Genomic DNA, 16503 nt, shown 5'->3' on the forward strand with positions numbered 1-16503 from the left:
ACATGACGCGCCCGGCACCCGGTACCGGCACGCGGAGTCTTCCGCCGACACGCCGACCGACGACACCCCGGAACCGGCGTGTCCTCCCCGAAGTCCGCACGACGGCACACCCGCACCACGGCACGACGGCACGCCCGCACACCCGCACGACGGCACCACCGCACAACACCACCGACCCGCCTCGGATGCCGCGTGCCCCCGACAACACGAACGCCCCGGCCGAAACCGGGGCGTTCGCGTGTCGACTCAGCGCTGGCGCTTCTCGCGGATGCGCATGTTCAGCACGATCGGGGTGCCCTCGAAACCGTAGATCTCGCGCAGGCGCCGCTGGATGAACCGGCGGTAGCCCGGGTCGAGGAACCCGGTGGTGAAGAGCACGAAGGTCGGCGGACGCGTCGACGCCTGCGTCCCGAACAGGATGCGCGGCTGTTTGCCACCGCGCAGGGGGTGCGGGTGCTCGGCGACGAGTTCGGCGAGGAAGGCGTTGAACTTGCCCGTCGGGATGCGCTGGTCCCACGACTCCAGCGCCGTCTCGAGCGCCGGCACGAGCTTGTCGAGGTGACGACCGGTGCGCGCGGAGATGTTCACGCGCGGCGCCCACGTCACGTGCGCGAGGTCCTGCTCGATCTCGCGCTCGAGGTAGCGGCGACGGTCGGCGTTCTCCATGTCGTCGTCGTTCAGGCGGTCCCACTTGTTGAACGCCAGCACGAGCGCGCGCCCCGACTCGAGCACGAGGTCGATGATGTTGAGGTCCTGCACGCTGATCGACTGCGACACGTCGAGCACGACGACGGCCACCTCGGACTTCTCCAGGGCGGTCGAGGTGCGCAGCGACGCGTAGAAGTCGGCGCCCTGCTGCAGGTGCACGCGGCGACGGATGCCGGCGGTGTCGACGAGCGTCCAGAGCTTGCCGCCGAGCTCGACGACCTCGTCCACGGGGTCGCGGGTGGTGCCCGCGAGCTCGTTCACGACGACGCGCTCCTCGCCGGCGGCCTTGTTCAGCAGCGACGACTTGCCCACGTTCGGGCGGCCGAGGATCGCGACGCGGCGCGGGCCGCCGATCTCGTACTTGGCGACGGCCGAGATCTCGGGCAGCACCTTCATGAGCTCGTCGAGGAGGTCGGCGACACCGCGGCCGTGGATGGCCGAGACGGGGTGCGGCTCACCGAGACCGAGGTTCCACAGGGCCGCGGCCTCGGGCTCCTGGCGGGCGTCGTCGACCTTGTTCGCCACGAGGAACACGGGCTTCTTGGTCTTGCGCAGCAGCCGCACGACGTGCTCGTCGGTCGCGGTCGCGCCCACCGTGGCATCCACCACGAACAGGACGACGTCGGCGAGGTCGATCGCGACCTCGGCCTGCGCGGCCACCGAGCGGTCGATTCCGCGCGCGTCCGGCTCCCAGCCGCCCGTGTCCACCAGCGAGAACCGGCGGTCGAGCCACTCGGCCTTGTAGGTCACACGGTCGCGGGTGACGCCCGGGGTGTCCTCGACGACGGCCTCGCGGCGGCCGAGGATGCGGTTCACCAGCGCCGACTTGCCGACGTTCGGGCGACCCACGATCGCCACGACCGGCAGCGCCGGCAGGAACTCGATCCCGTCCTCTCCCCCGGCGAGACCCGCGAGCAGCGCCGCGTCGTCCTCGTCGAGGTCGAAGTCCTCCAAGCCCGCGCGCAGCGCCTGCGCGCGCTGTTCGGCCAGGACCTCGTCCAGCTCGGCCATCTTCTCGGCGAGCTGGTCGGGCCCGCCTTCGTACTCGTCGTCAACGCCCATCGCGGGCTCCCATCGTGGAGTCGACGACGTCCAACACGGCGTCGACGGTCTGTTCGAAATCGAGGTGGGTCGAGTCGACGACCTGCACGCCGGGGGCGGCGGTGAGGAAGTCGACGACCGAGGAATCCGCGGCGTCGCGCTTGTGCAGGGCGGCGGCCACGGCCGCGGCGTCCTGCGAGGTGAGCTCGGCGCTGCGGCGGGCGGCGCGCACCTCGGGCGCGGCCGTCAGGAGGATGCGCACAGGTGCGTCGGGGTACACGACCGTGGTGATGTCGCGGCCTTCGACCACGACCCCGCGGAGGCCCGAGGATGCCACGAGCCGGCGGAACAGGTCGTTCACCGCCTGTCGCACGGCGGGGACGCGCGCCACGCCGCTCACGGCGTCCGTCACGCCCGGCTCGCGGATCGCGGTGGTCACGTCGGTGCCGCCCACGCGGACCCAGCGGTCGGCCGGGTCGAGCGAGATGGCGTAGTCGAAGTCGCCGAAGACCTCCAGCACCGCCGTGGCATCCGACGTGTCGCTGCCGTGCTGCAGCGCGTGCCAGGCGAGGGCGCGGTAGGCGGCCCCGGTGTCGAGGAAGCCGAAGCAGAGACGCGCGGCCGCGGCCTTCGAGACGCTGGACTTGCCGCTGCCGGCGGGGCCGTCGATCGCCACGACGACGGGTACTCCGGATGCCGATCCCTCGGCGGGGGCGACGACGCCGGGCCGGAAGATGGTGGGCTCAGTCATGGGTGGTGCTCGCAATCCGCCATCCGCGCTGCTGGAGCCCGACGACGGCTCGGTGGACGGCGTCGGGGACGACGCTGATCTCGGCCAGACCGAAGGGTGCCCCCGGCGAGTGCTCGAGACGCAGGTCTTCGACGTTGACGTCGAGTTCGCCCAGCTCACCGAAGAGGCGGCCGAGCTGACCGGCGGTGTCGTCGACCATGACGACGAAGCTGTCGAATCGACGGTTCTGACCGTGCTTGCCCGGCAGACGCTCGACGCCCTCGTTGCCGCGCCGGATCGTGTCCGCCACCGTGCGGCGGGCGCCCGGAGCGTCGGGGTCGCGCAGCGCCGCGGCGACGTCGCCGAGATCGGCGGCGAGCTGATCGAGCACCTCGACGACGGGGGCCGCGTTGGCGCCGAGGATCTGCACCCACAGCTCGGGGGCGGACGCCGCGATGCGGGTGGTGTCGCGCACGCCCTGCCCCGCGAGGCGCAGGGAGCCGTCCGGCGCGGACACGAAGCGGCCGGCCAGCAGGCTCGCGACGAGCTGCGGCACGTGCGACATCAGTGCGACGGATTCGTCGTGCTCTTCCGGCGACATCTCGACGAGAGTCGCGCCGAGGTCGAGGGCGAGCCCCTCCACCAGCGACAGGTCGTGCGCGGAGGTCTCACCGTCGCGGCACACCACCCACGGGCGGCCGACGAAGATGTCGGCGCGGGCGGAGATCGCTCCGCCGCGTTCGCGTCCGGCCATCGGGTGCGACCCGATGTAGTGCGTGAGGTCGACGCCGCGCGCGCGGAGCGTCCGCAGCGGCTCGAGTTTGATGCTCGCGACGTCGGTGACGACGGCATCGGGGTAGGCGGCGAGTTCACGCTGCACGACGTCGGCGACGACGTCCGGCGGCACGGCGACGACGATGAGCGACGGACGGTCGTCCTCCCGCTCGGCGCGCCCGGCGCCGTAGTCGATCGCGAGACGCAGCTGCGACGGAGAGGTGTCGGCGAGGACGACATCGACGCCGAGGGCGGTGAGCGCGTGCCCGACACTCGCCCCGAGGAGGCCCGATCCGACGACGCGGACCGTGCCGCTCGTACGGGTCGCCAACGGCGCCTCCGCGCGCGCGGACGTTCCGTTCGGTTCGATCATCGGGTCTCCTGCTGCCCTGGCGGTGGTGTTCGCACCGCGCGGCGCACCGGGGTCACTCGGCCGGAGCGGCCGGAGTGTCGCCGTCTCGACGAGACAGCGTGAGCAGTGCGCCACGTTCTACTGTAGTCAACTCGCGGGCCTTCCCCACCGGGAGAGTTCCCAGGTGAAGCGGACCGAATTGGCGCCGGACCAGTTCGACCACGGGGTGACCGACCTCGGCCATCATGCGTCGCACGATCCGGTTCTTCCCCGAGTGCAGCGTCAGCTCCACCAGACTCTCGCCCCGCGAGGAGTCCAGCAGCCGCGCCTTGTCGGCCGCGATCCGCCCGTCCTCGAGCTCGACGCCCTTGATCAGTCGCTGGATCGTCTGCGGCAGCACCTGCCCCTCGACCTTCGCGATGTACACCTTCGTGACGCCGAACGAGGGGTGGGCGAGCACGTGGGCCAGCGCCCCGTCGTTGGTGAGGACGAGGAGCCCCGAGGTGTCGGCATCCAGACGTCCGACGTTGAACAGACGCTCCTCCCAGTCCTTCGTGAACTGGCGCAGGTCGGGCCGCCCGCGGTCATCGCTCATCGAGCTGACGACCCCCGTGGGCTTGTTCAGGATCACGTAGCGCTTGGACGCGTCCAGCTGGATGGCGGTGCCGTCGACGTCGACGAGGTCGGTCTCCGGGTCGATGCGGGAACCGAGCTCGGTGACGACCGCGCCGTTCACCCGCACGCGACCGGCGACGATCATCTCCTCCGCGACCCGGCGCGACGCCACCCCGGCGTTCGCGAGCACCTTCTGCAGTCGTACGCCCTCTTCGCTCATCTGAGCACCTCTCCATCGAATCCGTCCGCGCCGTCGTCGAGCAACGGCGAGATGTGGGGCAGCTCGTCGAGCGAGTTGATGCCCAGGTTGACCAGCAGCTGGTCGGTGGTCCCGTAGTGGATCGCCCCCGTGTCGGGGTCGGTGAACACCTCGGTGATGAGTCCGCGGGCCAGCAGGGTCCGGACGACCGAGTCCACGTTGACGGCGCGGATGGATGCCACCTGCCCCCGCGTCACGGGCTGCTTGTACGCGATGACGGCCAGGGTCTCGAGCGCGGCCTGCGAGAGGCGTGACGGAGCCTGCGTGTTCACGAACTCCCCCACCACGTCGTCGTACTCCTCGCGGACGTACAGCCGCCACCCGCCCCCGACCTCGCGCAGCTCGAAGCCGCGGCGGGGGCCACCGGCCTCGCCGTCGTAGTCGGCGACGAGCCCCTCGATCGCCTGGCGCACGGCCGGGACCGGCGCGCCCACGGCCGCGGCGAGCGAGACGAGGCTCTGCGGCTCGTCGAGGATCAGCAGGATCGCCTCCAGCCGGCGGGCGACGGATGCCGTGTCGTTCGGACGCGCGGGCGGCGCGGTGGAGTCATCGGTCATAGTCGGCTCCCAGGGCGGCGAGGTTCTCTTCCGACCACCTCTCGGCGGTCCAGCGCAGGGTCAGCTCCCCCAGCGGTTCGAGCTGCTCGAACGACAGCGCGGCGTGGCGGTACAGCTCGAGGATCGCGAGGAAACGCGCCACGACGACCCCCGTCTGCGTCACCCCGGCGACGAGGTCGCGGAAGTTCAACGTGCCCGATCCGCGCAGCAGCGTCACGACGATCGCGGCCTGCTCGCGGATGCTCACCAACGGCGCGTGCAGGTGGTCGAGGCCGACGGTCGGCGGCTGCTTCGGCGCGAGGGCGACCACGGCGAGCGCCGCGAAGTCCTCGACGCTGAGCGTCCACACGAGCTCGGGGACGGCGCTGCGGTACTTCTCGTCCAACCGCACGTTCCGCGTGTGACGCCGGTCCTCGCGCTGCAGCGAGCGCGCGAACCAGGCCGACACCTCCTTGAACGCCCGGTACTGCAGCAGGCGCGCGAAGAGCAGGTCGCGGGCTTCGAGGAGCGCCACCGATTCGGCATCCACGAGCTCCCCCTGCGGGAGGAGCCCGGCGATCTTCATGTCGAGCAGCGTCGCCGCCACGACGAGGAACTCGGATGCCTCGTCGAGGTCGCCCTCCGGTCCCATCGCGCGCAGGTAGGCGATGAACTCGTCGGTGACCCGGCTGAGCGCGACCTCGGTGATGTCGAGCTCGTGCGCCGAGATCAGGTTCAGCAGGAGGTCGAACGGCCCGTCGAACACCGGCAGCGAAACGCGGAAACCGACGGGGTCGACGCCCTCGGGCGTCGTGGCGGGCGAGCTGTCGTCAGGCGACGGCGCCACGGGCGACCAGCTCCCGCGCCAACCGCATGTAGGCCTGCGCGGCGGCGTGCTCGGGCGCGAACTCCGTGATCGGCATGCCCGAGACCGAGGCATCCGGGAACTTCACCGTGCGCCCGATGACCGTTTCGAGGACGTCGTCGCCGAACGCCTCGACCACGCGCTCCAGCACCTCACGGGAGTGCAGGGTGCGCGGGTCGTACATCGTGGCCAGGACGCCGTCGAGTTCGATGGCGGGGTTGAGCCGGTCGCGCACCTTGTCGATCGTCTCGATGAGGAGAGCGACGCCGCGCAGCGCGAAGAACTCGCACTCCAGCGGGATCAGCACGCCGTGGGCGGCGGTGAGCGCGTTGACGGTGAGGAGGCCGAGCGAGGGCTGGCAGTCGACGAGCACGACGTCGTAGTCGGCGGCGACCTTGCGGAGCACCCGGGCGAGGATCGTCTCGCGAGCGACCTCGTTGACCAGGTGCACCTCGGCGGCCGACAGGTCGATGTTCGCCGGGATCAGGTCGAGGCCCTCGACGCGCGTGTGCACGATCGCCTCGCGCGGGTCGCGCTTGGTGTCGAGCAGCAGGTCGTAGATCGTCGGGACGTCGTGCGTCTGGATGCCGAGCCCCGCCGACAGTGCACCCTGCGGGTCGAAGTCGACAGCGAGAACGCGACGGCCGTAGCCCGCGAGCGAGGCGGCGAGGTTGATGGTCGTCGTCGTCTTGCCGACGCCGCCCTTCTGGTTGCAGAGGGCGATGATGCGGGCCGGGCCGTGGCTGTCGAGCTTCGCCGGGGTCGGGAATCCGCGGTACGGCCGTCCGGTGGGTCCGATGATGACCTCGTCCGTGCTCTTCGCCGTCCCCTTCGTGCTCGCCGACACCGAGTCTCCCGCCTTCGTCATAACGCGGTCGAGTCTACTCGTCAGCCCGGCGCCCGCTGGGAGACCACGCGGTGAGCACCGCCGTTCCGGGCCGCCGATGCTCACCGCGCCCGCGGGTGGGCCGTCGCGTAGACGTCGCGGAGGGCGTCGACCGAGACGTGCGTGTAGATCTGCGTCGTGGCGACGGAGGCGTGCCCGAGGAGTTCCTGCACCACGCGCACGTCGGCGCCGCCCTGCAGCAGATGCGTCGCGAACGAGTGACGGAGGGTGTGGGGCGAGACGTGCGCCGTGAGCCCCGCCCGCTCGGCGGCGGCCTGGATGATGAGCCACGCACTCTGTCGCGACAGCGGCGCCCCGCGGACCCCGAGGAACAGCCGCGGAGTGGCCCGTCCCTTCGCCGCCCACGCGGGGCGGACGCGCGTGAGGTACGCCTCCACGGCGGCGCGGGCGTAGGAGCCGACCGGGACGATCCGCTCCTTCGCGCCCTTGCCGCGCACGCGCAGCACGTCGCCGTGCGCGGTGTCGTCCACGTCGAGCTGCACGATCTCCGACACGCGCGCGCCCGTCGCGTACAACAGCTCGAGCAGAGCACGGTCGCGGACGGCCGACGGATCCGCCGCGGTCGCGTCCGCCGACCCCGGCGCGGGGCCCGCGGCATCCAGCAACTGCTCGACCTGCGCGATCGACAGCGCCTTGGGCAGCCGACGCGGGGCCTTCGGAGGGCGGAGCCTTCCGCTCGGATCGTCTTCCGCACGTCCCTCACGCACGAGGAAGCGATGCAGACCCCGCACCGATGACTGCAGCCGGGCCAGGGACGAGGCCGCGGGAGGCGGTTCCGTCGACGCCCGTTCGGCCGCGAACTCGGCGACCATCGCCGGGGTCACGGCAGCCGTGTCAACGACGCCCCGCGCCACCAGCCATGTCGTGTAGACCGCCAGGTCGCGGCGGTACGCGGCGACGGTGTGGTCCGACAGGCCCCGCTCGAGCGCGACGTGTCGGAGGTACGTCTCGACCGCCCGCTCGAGCTCCACGTCAGGCCGACGCGGCCTCGCGGCGCAGCACCTCGGCGGCGGCGAGCACTCCGGTGGCCAGGATGCCGTTGCGCAGACGCCCCTCGAGCACCCCGTCGATCACGTCGGCCAGCGGGACGCGCTCGACGCGCATGTCGGACTCCTCGTGCTCGCGCTCGTAGTCGGTGACCACGTCGGACAGCCCGCGGGCGAGGAAGAGGTGCACGACCTCGTCGTTGCCGCCGGGCGTCGTGTGCACCGACACGAGGTGCTGCCAGCGCTCCGCGGCCAGATCGACCTCTTCGGTCAGCTCGCGCTTCGCGGTCTCGAGGGGCGGCTCTCCCGCCACGTCGAGGAGTCCGGCCGGGATCTCCCAGTCGCGCTCCTTGATCGGTTGCCGGTACTGCTGGATGAGCACCACGCGACCGTCGTCGTCCAGCGCGACCACGGCAGCAGCACCGGGGTGCTCGACGTACTGGCGGGTCATCTCCGTGTCGCCGTACTTGACCGTGTCGGATCGGAGATCCCACACCGCGCCCTGGAACACGAGGTCGCTGGCGACGACCTCCAGGTCGACGGGCTCGTCGCGCAGCGACTCCATGTCAGTCCTCCTCGACGTCGAACAGCTCGCTCGAACGGTGGCGCTCGAGCGCCGCGCCGACGAGGCCGCGGAACAGCGGGTGCGGCTGGGTGGGACGCGAGCGCAGCTCGGGGTGCGCCTGCGTGGCGATGTAGTACGGGTGCACGTCGCGCGGCAGCTCGACGAACTCGACCAGGTCGAGGTCGGGGTTCAGGCCCGAGAACACCAGGCCCGCGTCGCTGAGCTGCTGGCGGTAGGAGTTGTTGACCTCGTACCGGTGGCGGTGGCGCTCGGAGATCTGCGGGGCCCCGTACACCTCGGCCGCGAGCGATCCTTCGGCGAGTGCCGCGGGGTAGAGGCCGAGGCGCATCGTGCCGCCCAGGTCGCCGCTCTGGAGGATGTCGACCTGCTCCGCCATCGTCGCGACGACGGGGTGCACGGTGTCGGGGTCGAACTCGCTCGACGAGGCTCCCTCGAGACCGGCGACGGTGCGCGCGTACTCGATGACCATGCACTGCAGTCCCAGGCAGATGCCGAGGGTCGGGATCCCCTGCTCGCGCGCGAACCGCAGCGCGCCGAGCTTCCCCTCGATCCCGCGGATGCCGAAGCCGCCGGGCACGATGATCCCGTCGACCGCCGAGAGGGCCTTCGCCGCACCCTCGGGCGTCTCGCACAGGTCGGAGGGAATCCACGTGATCTTCACGTGGGTCTCCTGCGCGAAGCCGCCGGCCTTGATGGCCTCGGTCACCGACAGGTAGGCGTCGGGGAGGTCGATGTACTTGCCGACCAGACCGATCGTGACCTCGTGCTTGGGGTTGTGCACCGCCTGCAGCACACGCTGCCAGCGCGACCAGTCGACGTCGGCCGCCTTGTCGATGTCGAGAGCGTCGACGATGTACGCGTCGAGGCCCTGATCGTGCAGCATCGTCGGGATGTCGTAGATGCTCGGCACGTCGACGGCGTTCACGACCGCGTCTTCGTCGACGTCGCACATGAGGGCGATCTTGCGCTTGTTCGACTCGGTGACGGGCCGGTCGCTGCGCAGCACGAGCGCGTCGGGCTGGATGCCGATCGATCGCAGTGCCGCGACGGAGTGCTGCGTGGGCTTGGTCTTCTGCTCGCCCGAGGCTCCCATGAACGGCACCAGCGAAACGTGCACGAAGAACACGTTCTTGCGCCCCAGCTCGTGGCGGATCTGTCGCGCCGACTCGATGAACGGCTGCGACTCGATGTCGCCGACCGTGCCGCCGATCTCGGTGATGATCACGTCGGGCTGCGGCGACTCGGTCGACTGCAGCCGCATACGGCGCTTGATCTCGTCGGTGATGTGCGGAATGACCTGCACGGTGTCGCCGAGGTACTCGCCGCGACGCTCTCGGGCGATGACCTGCGAGTAGATCTGGCCGGTGGTGACGTTGGCCGCCTGGCTCAGTTCGATGTCGAGGAAGCGCTCGTAGTGACCGATGTCGAGGTCGGTCTCAGCCCCGTCGTCGGTGACGAACACCTCACCGTGCTGGAACGGGTTCATCGTGCCCGGATCCACGTTGAGGTAGGGGTCGAGCTTCTGCATGACGACGCGGAGTCCGCGCGCCGTGAGAAGGTTGCCGAGGCTTGCCGCCGTCAGGCCCTTGCCGAGTGACGAGACCACTCCTCCGGTGACGAAGATGTGCTTCGTCGTGAAGGTCGATGCCGTGGTGTTGTCGTCTGAATGTCCCGCGTCCGAAGTCTGCATCACGGGCTTCGATCCTATCAGTCGTCTCGGAGGGTGGCCGCGCGGAGCGCTCCGCGCGTTGAGGGAAGTCTGGCATCGACCACCGACACGCGTGTCACCCCGACGTGACGATCCCGTGTCGCGGGCTCGGGGTCAATCGGCGGCGCGGCCGGTCTGCAGGAGCTCGCGCGCGTGGGTGAGCGCGGCGTCCGAGTCGCTGAGACCCGAGAGCAGGCGGGCCATCTCGGCCTCGCGTTCGGCGCCCTCCAGACGACGGACGCTGGATGCCGTGACCGCGCCGTCGTTGCCCTTGACGACGGTGAGATGGTTGCCGGCGAAAGCCGCGACCTGCGCGAGGTGCGTCACCGCGATGACCTGCGACGACTCCGCGAGTCGGGCGAGTCGTCGTCCCACTTCGATCGCGGCGGCGCCGCCGATCCCGGCATCCACTTCGTCGAACACGAACGTGGGCACCGGGTCGACCCCCGCGATGACCACCTCGATCGCGAGCATCACCCGGCTCAGCTCGCCGCCGGACGCGCCCCGGGAGACGGGGCGCGGGTCGGCGCCGGGGTGCGGGGCCAGCAGGATCGCCACGTCGTCGCGACCGTGCGCTCCTGGCGTGGACGACGGCGCGACCTCGACGGTCAGCTTCGCGTCGGGCAGCGCGAGGGCGTGCAGCTCCTCGGTGACGGCGGCGCCGAGCCGTGCCGCGGCCTCCGATCGCGCCGCGGTGAGCGCCTCGGCCGCGGCGTCGAGGTCTGCGGCGGCCGCATCGCGCCGCGCAACCAGGCGCTCGATGCGATCGCCGTCGTCGTCAAGTTCGAGCAGTCGGGCGGATCCCGTCTCCAACAGCGCGATCGCGGCATCCACCGTGCCGTGGACGCGGGCGAGCGCCGCCAGGACGCCGCGCCGCTCGTCGACCGCGGCGAGTTCGTGCGGCCCGGACTCGTCGAGATCGGCGAGATAGCCGGACAGAGCGACGGCGGCATCCGCGGCGCGGTACCCCAGATCGGCGACCTGCTCACCGATCGCCGCGAGGGCCGCATCGCTGGCGGACACGCGTTCCAGCGCCCGCCGCGCTTCGGCGAGCAGCGTCACCACGTCGGGGCCGTCGTCACCGCCGGAGAGCACCGCGTGGGCACTCACCGCGGCGATGCGCAGCTCCTCCGCGTTCGCGAGTCGTTCCGCGCGACGCGCGAGATCCTCCTCCTCGCCCGCGATCGGTGCGGCCGCTTCGATCTCGGCGATCGCCGCGCGCAGTTCCTCGGCCTCGCGGGCGCGCCCGTCGCGGTCCGCCGTCAGCGTCGTCAGCTCGGCGTCCAGTTCGCGCCAGGTCTCCCACGCGGTCCGGTACGCGGTACGTGCGGCGGTGACCGGTTCTCCGCCGAAGCGATCGAGCGCTTCGCGCTGAGCGGATGCCGAGCGCAACCGCAGCTGATCGGACTGTCCGTGGACCACGACGAGGTCGTCCGCGAGGTCGGCGAGCACGCCCGCCGGCGCGGTCCGTCCGCCCACGGTGGCCCGACCGCGGCCCTCGCTCGAGACGGTGCGCCCGAGGTACAGCTCCGCGGCGCCGTCGCCGAGAGGTTCGACGTCTCCCCCGGCTTCGCGCACGCGCGCGGCGACGGGGCCGTCCTCCGGCACGACCCACACCCCCTCGACCGCCGCCTGCGACGCGCCGGAACGCACCGCGCCGGAATCGGCGCGCTGGCCGAGCAGCAGCCCGAGACCGGTGACGACCATGGTCTTGCCCGCGCCGGTCTCCCCGGTGATGGCGGTGAATCCGCGTCCGATCGGCAGCGTCGCGTCGGCGATCACGCCGAGGTCGCGCAGCCGCATCTCCTCGATCACGGCATGCCTCCCAGCGCGCCCCGCCAGCCCGTCACGGGCAGCCGGAACTTCCGTACCAGACGGTCGGTGAACGCGGCGGGGTGCAGGCGCGCGAGGCGCACGGGCCGCGACGAACGGCGGGCGACGACGCGGGCCCCCGGCGGCAGTTCGTGCGAGCGCCGTCCGTCGCACCACAGGATGCCGCTCCCGCTGGTGCGTTCGAGGACCTCCACCGCGACCGTGGCATCCGGGCTCACGACGAGCGGCCGGGCGAAGAGCGCGTGGGCGGACAGAGGCACCACCGCGATGGCCTCGACGGTGGGCCAGATGACGGGTCCACCGGCGGAGAAGTTGTAGGCGGTCGACCCGGTCGGGGTCGCCATGACGACGCCGTCGCATCCGAACGACGACAGCGGCCGGCCGTCGACCTCCATGACCACCTCGAGCATGCGCTCGCGACTCGCCTTCTCGACCGTGGCCTCGTTCAGAGCCCAGGTCTCGAAGATGACGCGGTCGTCGGAGTCCAGGACCTTCACCGCGAGGGCCAGGCGTTCCTCGACGCGGTAGTCACGGGCGATGACGCGCCGCACGGCGTCGTCCATGTCGTCGCGCTCGATCTCGGCGAGGAAGCCGACGTGTCCCATGTTGATGCCGAGGATCGGCGCGGTGCCGCCGCGCACCGTCTCGGCGGCGCGCAGGATGGTTCCGTCGCCCCCGAGGACGATCGCGAGTTCGAGGTCTTCCACTCCGGCGTCGACGCCGAGCGTCTCCACCCCGTCGAGGGGCAGCCGTTCGGCGAGCTCGGGACGGTCCTCGGCCGAGACGACGGGCACCGCGCCGGCCGCGCGCACGGCGGTCAGGACGCGATGCGCGGCCTCCACGGTGTCGTCGCGTCGCGCGTGGACGACGAGCAGGATTCGGCGTTCGCTGGGGGTCATCGGCTTCCGGTCAGTCGGGTCACGGTGCTCTCCCATTCTGAGGGGTCGGTGCCGCGGGCGTCCGAGAACCACGCCACGTACTCGTGGTTGCCATGCGTGCCGACGATCGGCGAGGCGATGATCCCCGCGGTCCGCAGGCCCACGTCCCATGCCGCCCAGAGCACACCGTGCACGGCGTCCGCGCGCAGCGCGGGATCGGTCACGAGACCGCCCTTCACGGCGGTACGGCCGACTTCGAACTGGGGCTTCACCAGCAGGACGATGTCGGCGCCGGGCGCCGCGGTGTCCGCCACGGCGGGCAGCACGTGCTGCAGCGAGATGAAGGAGAGGTCGCCCGAGACGATCGACGGACGCTCCGTCACCCCGGTCGCGCCGGCGAGGTTCTCGGCGGTCATGAACCGCACGTTATACCCCTCCACCGACACCACCCCGGCGTCGTCGGCGACGGCCGGGGACAACTGCCCGTGCCCCACGTCGACGGCCATCACCGGACTCGCGCCGCGCTCCCGCAGGACCTGGGTGAAACCTCCCGTGGAAGCACCGAGGTCGAGTGCGACGCGTCCGGACGGGTCGAGTCCGAAGGCGTCGAGCGCGGCCAGGAGCTTGTGGGCCCCGCGGCTGACGTAGTGGTCGGCGACGGCCACCTCGATGCGCGCGTCGTCCTCCACGCGCACCGACGGCTTGACCACGCCGCGACCGTCCACGGTCACGAGACCGTCCGCGATCAGCTGCGCGGCATGTGTGCGCGAGCGCGCGAGACCGCGGGCGGCGAGCTCGGCATCCAGACGCCCGCTCATCCGTCGGAGGGCGCCACGGCCCCCGCCTCGAGCCGGCGCGAGAGTTCGTCGTGCAGCGCGGCGTAGGCGTCGGCGCGCGCCTCGAGCGGCTGTTCCTCGATGATGCGCAGACGATCGATCAGTTCGGCGCCGGCATCGGTCTGGCTGTCATCCGACATGGATGCCATCGTATCGGCGTCACCGCACGCGGAACGGGTCTGCGTACAACTGCTCGGGGACGCGGAATCCGAAGATCGCCCGACCCGAGTTCCAGATGGCGGCTGCACCCGCCCGCAGGAGGTCGATCTGCCGTCCTCCGTCGGACACGACGCGCAGGTCGACGCCGTCGATCTCGACGACGGCATCGCCGACGCGGGTCCGCTCGCCCTTCACGATGGTAGCCGGGTACGGTTCGAACAGCTGCCGCAGGTCCTCGACGATGTAGTCGGGTCGCTGATTCGGCGCTGCGGCGAGCAGCTGCTTCGGCCGGTCGATTCCGGTCAGAACGTGCACCGAGGCCATCCCCGCCGCGCGCGCACCCTGAACGTCGGTATCGAGTCGGTCGCCGATGAACAGCGGCGACCGCGCACCCGTACGGGCGACCGCGACGTCGAAGATCGCCCGCTCCGGTTTGCCGGCCACCGTCGCCAGACGACCGACGGCCGTGTGCACGGCGGAGACCAGCGTGCCGTTGCCCGGAGCGATCCCGCGCGCCTGCGGGATCGTCCAGTCGGTGTTCGTGGCGATCCAGGGGATGCCGCCTTCTTCGATCGGAGTGGCGAGGGCGTACGCCGCCTCCGCGAGCTGCTTCCACCCGACCTCGGGGGCGAACCCCTGGACGACCGCCGCGGGCGCGTCGTCCGCGCTCCGCGTGACGACGAATCCCGCCTTCTCGACCTCGACGACGAGGCCCTCTCCCCCGACGACCAGCAGAGTGGATCCCGCGGGCACGAGCTCCACCAAGAGGCGCATCGCCGCCTGGGGACTCGTCACGACCTCCTCGGGCGCGACGCGCAGGCCCAGCGACGTCAGGTGTTCGGCGACGGAGGCGTCCGTCCGCGACGCGTTGTTCGTGATGAAGCCGAGACGGCGGCCCTCGTCGGCTGCCCGGTTGAGGCTGTCCACCGCGTGGGGAAGCGCACCCGGACCGGCATACACCACACCATCCAGGTCGGCGAGGATGACATCGACGCCCTCGAGCGGTGTGGGCTCCGCCTTGCTCCGTCCGAAGATCATCGCTTCTCGCCCTCGGTGCCGTCCTCACCCTCGTCGGCATCCTGTACGGGAATGACCCCGGATGCCACGTCCACCCCACCGTCATCGTCGATGAGATCGATCTCCTCGACCACGATCACCTCGCGGTCCGCGACACCGGCGGCCGCATCGAGTGCGTCCGCCGCGATCTCCGCGCGGTGGAACCATTCGGCGGCCTCATCGTCGCGTCCGAGCTCCTCGAGCACCGCGGCGCGCGCCGCGAAGAGCGCGGGGCTCCACTCGAAAGCACGATCCGGGTCGGCTTCGGGGATGTCGAGCTCCTGCAGAGCCCGCTCCGGCTCGCCGAGATCCAGACGAGCACCGGACATCGCGATCGCCAACTGCGCCCGCACGGCAGTGGGGAGGGTCGAGCGGTCGACGGATCGTCCCTCCTCGAGGGCCCGATCGGGACGCCCGACCCCGCGCTCGCTGTCGACGATCAGGGGCAGCTGTTCGTCCGATCCGGAGATCCGACGGTGAGTCCGCAGTTCGCGCAGCGCGAGAGCGAAGTCGCCGATGGCATAGGCCGTGATCGCCACCGTCTCCCGCACGATCGCGATACGCCCGGCGCTGCGCGATGCAGCCAGCGCGTGCTGATGCGCGAGCGCAGGGTCGTCATCGATCAGACGGGATGCCATCACGAGATGGCGAGCGACGTTCTCCGCATTGTCCTTGCTGAGCGTCTTGAGCTCGTTGCGAGCCGCTCCCGGCAGGTCACGCGCGGTGACCTCCTCGGGGATCGCGGGGCCCCGCTCACGCTGATCCTGGGGAGGGCGTGTAGCGCGGCCGTCCGTGCGATCGAAACGGCGCGGTGCACCGGCGCCCGGTCGACGGTCTCCGGACGGCCGGCGATCGCCGCCCTCACCACGCGGACGGTAAGGACGTGAATCCTGGCCGTCCGAACGAGGACGGTAGGGACGCGAGTCACCGCCCTCGGAACGCGGACGGTAGGGACGCGAATCACCACCCTCGGAACGCGGACGGTACGGACGCGAATCACCACCCTCGGAACGCGGACGGTACGGACGCGAATCACCACCCTCGGAACGCGGTCGGAACGGACGTACATCACCATCGCGACGCGGGCGATCAGCCGAGCCGCCTTCACGTCGGAAAGGCCGTGCATCACCATCGCGACGCGGGCGATCAGCCGAACCGCCCTCACGTCGGAAGGGACGCGAATCCCCGTCCCGACGCGGGCGATCGAAACCTCCGGCATTCGCCGAGCGTCCCTGACCGTCATGGCGGGGACGTCCGTCGCTCCCCGACGATCGCGGTGCGCCGGCGCCGTCGCGACGCGGGCGATATGTGTCGTCGCCCGAACGACGGGGGGCGCGATCGTCGCCGTCACGACGAGGACGCGCGGACCGATCATCGTCCCGACGGAACGGCCGGGCGGAGGAATCACGGGCAGGACGGCCACGATCCGAGCCGCCGCCCGAAGAGGATCGGGGCCGGGATCGGTCGTCAGAGCGACCTCCGTTGACGTTACGCTCGTTCGCGTCGTCGTTCGACATGACGATCCTCTCCCCGGAATTGTGTCCGTATATGCGAAATGGCCACCCAGCGTTGGGTGGCCATTTCGTCTTAGAAGAAGTCCGGCGGTGTCCTACTCTCCCACAGGGTCCCCCCTGCAGTACCATCGGCGCTGAGAGGCTTAGCTTCCGGGTTCGG

The 16503-nt window shown here is 71.2% G+C and carries 17 protein-coding genes and 1 rRNA gene; all 18 read right to left on the reverse strand.

What is annotated here, in order from left to right; translation table 11 throughout:
• Positions 1–246 precede the first annotated feature (246 nt).
• Complete coding sequence (gene der, locus BGO45_RS11350) at positions 247–1770, reverse strand: ribosome biogenesis GTPase Der (protein WP_077052605.1); 1524 nt, start codon at positions 1768–1770, stop codon at positions 247–249.
• Positions 1760–2500, reverse strand: coding sequence for a (d)CMP kinase (gene cmk, locus BGO45_RS11355; protein ID WP_292694275.1), 741 nt, complete (start codon positions 2498–2500; stop codon positions 1760–1762). The genes der and cmk overlap by 11 nt, the downstream gene beginning before the upstream one ends.
• Positions 2493–3626: a prephenate dehydrogenase gene (locus tag BGO45_RS11360; protein WP_292694278.1), complete on the reverse strand. Its 1134-nt coding sequence runs from the start codon at positions 3624–3626 to the stop codon at positions 2493–2495. The genes cmk and BGO45_RS11360 overlap by 8 nt, the downstream gene beginning before the upstream one ends.
• A 52-nt stretch (positions 3627–3678) precedes the next feature.
• Positions 3679–4440 carry a pseudouridine synthase gene (locus BGO45_RS11365; RefSeq protein ID WP_076490786.1) on the reverse strand — a complete coding sequence of 254 codons (762 nt, stop codon included), beginning with the start codon at positions 4438–4440 and terminating at the stop codon, positions 3679–3681.
• Positions 4437–5036 (reverse strand): SMC-Scp complex subunit ScpB, encoded by a 600-nt coding sequence (gene scpB, locus BGO45_RS11370; protein WP_292694282.1) that lies wholly within the window; start codon positions 5034–5036, stop codon positions 4437–4439. Before scpB ends, BGO45_RS11365 begins: the two co-directional genes overlap by 4 nt.
• The gene (locus BGO45_RS11375) at positions 5026–5862 is read right to left on the reverse strand and encodes a ScpA family protein (protein WP_076490788.1); all 837 of its coding nucleotides are present in this window, start codon (positions 5860–5862) and stop codon (positions 5026–5028) included. Before BGO45_RS11375 ends, scpB begins: the two co-directional genes overlap by 11 nt.
• On the reverse strand, positions 5846–6748 hold the full coding sequence (locus BGO45_RS11380) for a ParA family protein (protein ID WP_292694286.1): 903 nt from the start codon (positions 6746–6748) through the stop codon (positions 5846–5848). Before BGO45_RS11380 ends, BGO45_RS11375 begins: the two co-directional genes overlap by 17 nt.
• 80 nt (positions 6749–6828) lie before the next feature.
• Complete coding sequence (gene xerD, locus BGO45_RS11385) at positions 6829–7758, reverse strand: site-specific tyrosine recombinase XerD (RefSeq protein WP_292694289.1); 930 nt, start codon at positions 7756–7758, stop codon at positions 6829–6831.
• 1 nt (position 7759) lies between these two features.
• On the reverse strand, positions 7760–8338 hold the full coding sequence (locus BGO45_RS11390; protein WP_292694292.1) for an NUDIX hydrolase: 579 nt from the start codon (positions 8336–8338) through the stop codon (positions 7760–7762).
• Between the two features lies 1 nt (position 8339).
• Entirely contained in the window at positions 8340–10049 is a 1710-nt protein-coding gene (locus BGO45_RS11395) for a CTP synthase (RefSeq protein WP_076490791.1), read from the reverse strand.
• 132 nt (positions 10050–10181) lie between these two features.
• Positions 10182–11882: a DNA repair protein RecN gene (gene recN, locus BGO45_RS11400; RefSeq protein WP_292694295.1), complete on the reverse strand. Its 1701-nt coding sequence runs from the start codon at positions 11880–11882 to the stop codon at positions 10182–10184.
• Positions 11879–12799, reverse strand: coding sequence for an NAD kinase (locus BGO45_RS11405; protein WP_076490793.1), 921 nt, complete (start codon positions 12797–12799; stop codon positions 11879–11881). The genes recN and BGO45_RS11405 overlap by 4 nt, the downstream gene beginning before the upstream one ends.
• Entirely contained in the window at positions 12796–13596 is an 801-nt protein-coding gene (locus BGO45_RS11410) for a TlyA family RNA methyltransferase (RefSeq protein ID WP_292694299.1), read from the reverse strand. The genes BGO45_RS11405 and BGO45_RS11410 overlap by 4 nt, the downstream gene beginning before the upstream one ends.
• A complete protein-coding gene (locus BGO45_RS11415) occupies positions 13593–13754 on the reverse strand; it encodes a hypothetical protein (protein ID WP_292694302.1) in 162 nt (53 codons plus the stop codon). The genes BGO45_RS11410 and BGO45_RS11415 overlap by 4 nt, the downstream gene beginning before the upstream one ends.
• 19 nt (positions 13755–13773) lie before the next feature.
• On the reverse strand, positions 13774–14811 hold the full coding sequence (locus BGO45_RS11420; RefSeq protein WP_292694305.1) for an HAD-IIA family hydrolase: 1038 nt from the start codon (positions 14809–14811) through the stop codon (positions 13774–13776).
• Complete coding sequence (locus tag BGO45_RS11425) at positions 14808–15467, reverse strand: tetratricopeptide repeat protein (protein ID WP_292694308.1); 660 nt, start codon at positions 15465–15467, stop codon at positions 14808–14810. Before BGO45_RS11425 ends, BGO45_RS11420 begins: the two co-directional genes overlap by 4 nt.
• Complete coding sequence (locus tag BGO45_RS11430; RefSeq protein WP_292694311.1) at positions 15467–16252, reverse strand: hypothetical protein; 786 nt, start codon at positions 16250–16252, stop codon at positions 15467–15469. Before BGO45_RS11430 ends, BGO45_RS11425 begins: the two co-directional genes overlap by 1 nt.
• A gap of 173 nt (positions 16253–16425) precedes the next feature.
• Positions 16426–16503, reverse strand: a 5S ribosomal RNA gene (rrf, locus tag BGO45_RS11435); the annotation flags it as partial.

It is taken from the genome of Microbacterium sp. 71-36 (assembly GCF_001898305.1).
Taxonomy (GTDB): Bacteria; Actinomycetota; Actinomycetes; order Actinomycetales; family Microbacteriaceae; genus Microbacterium.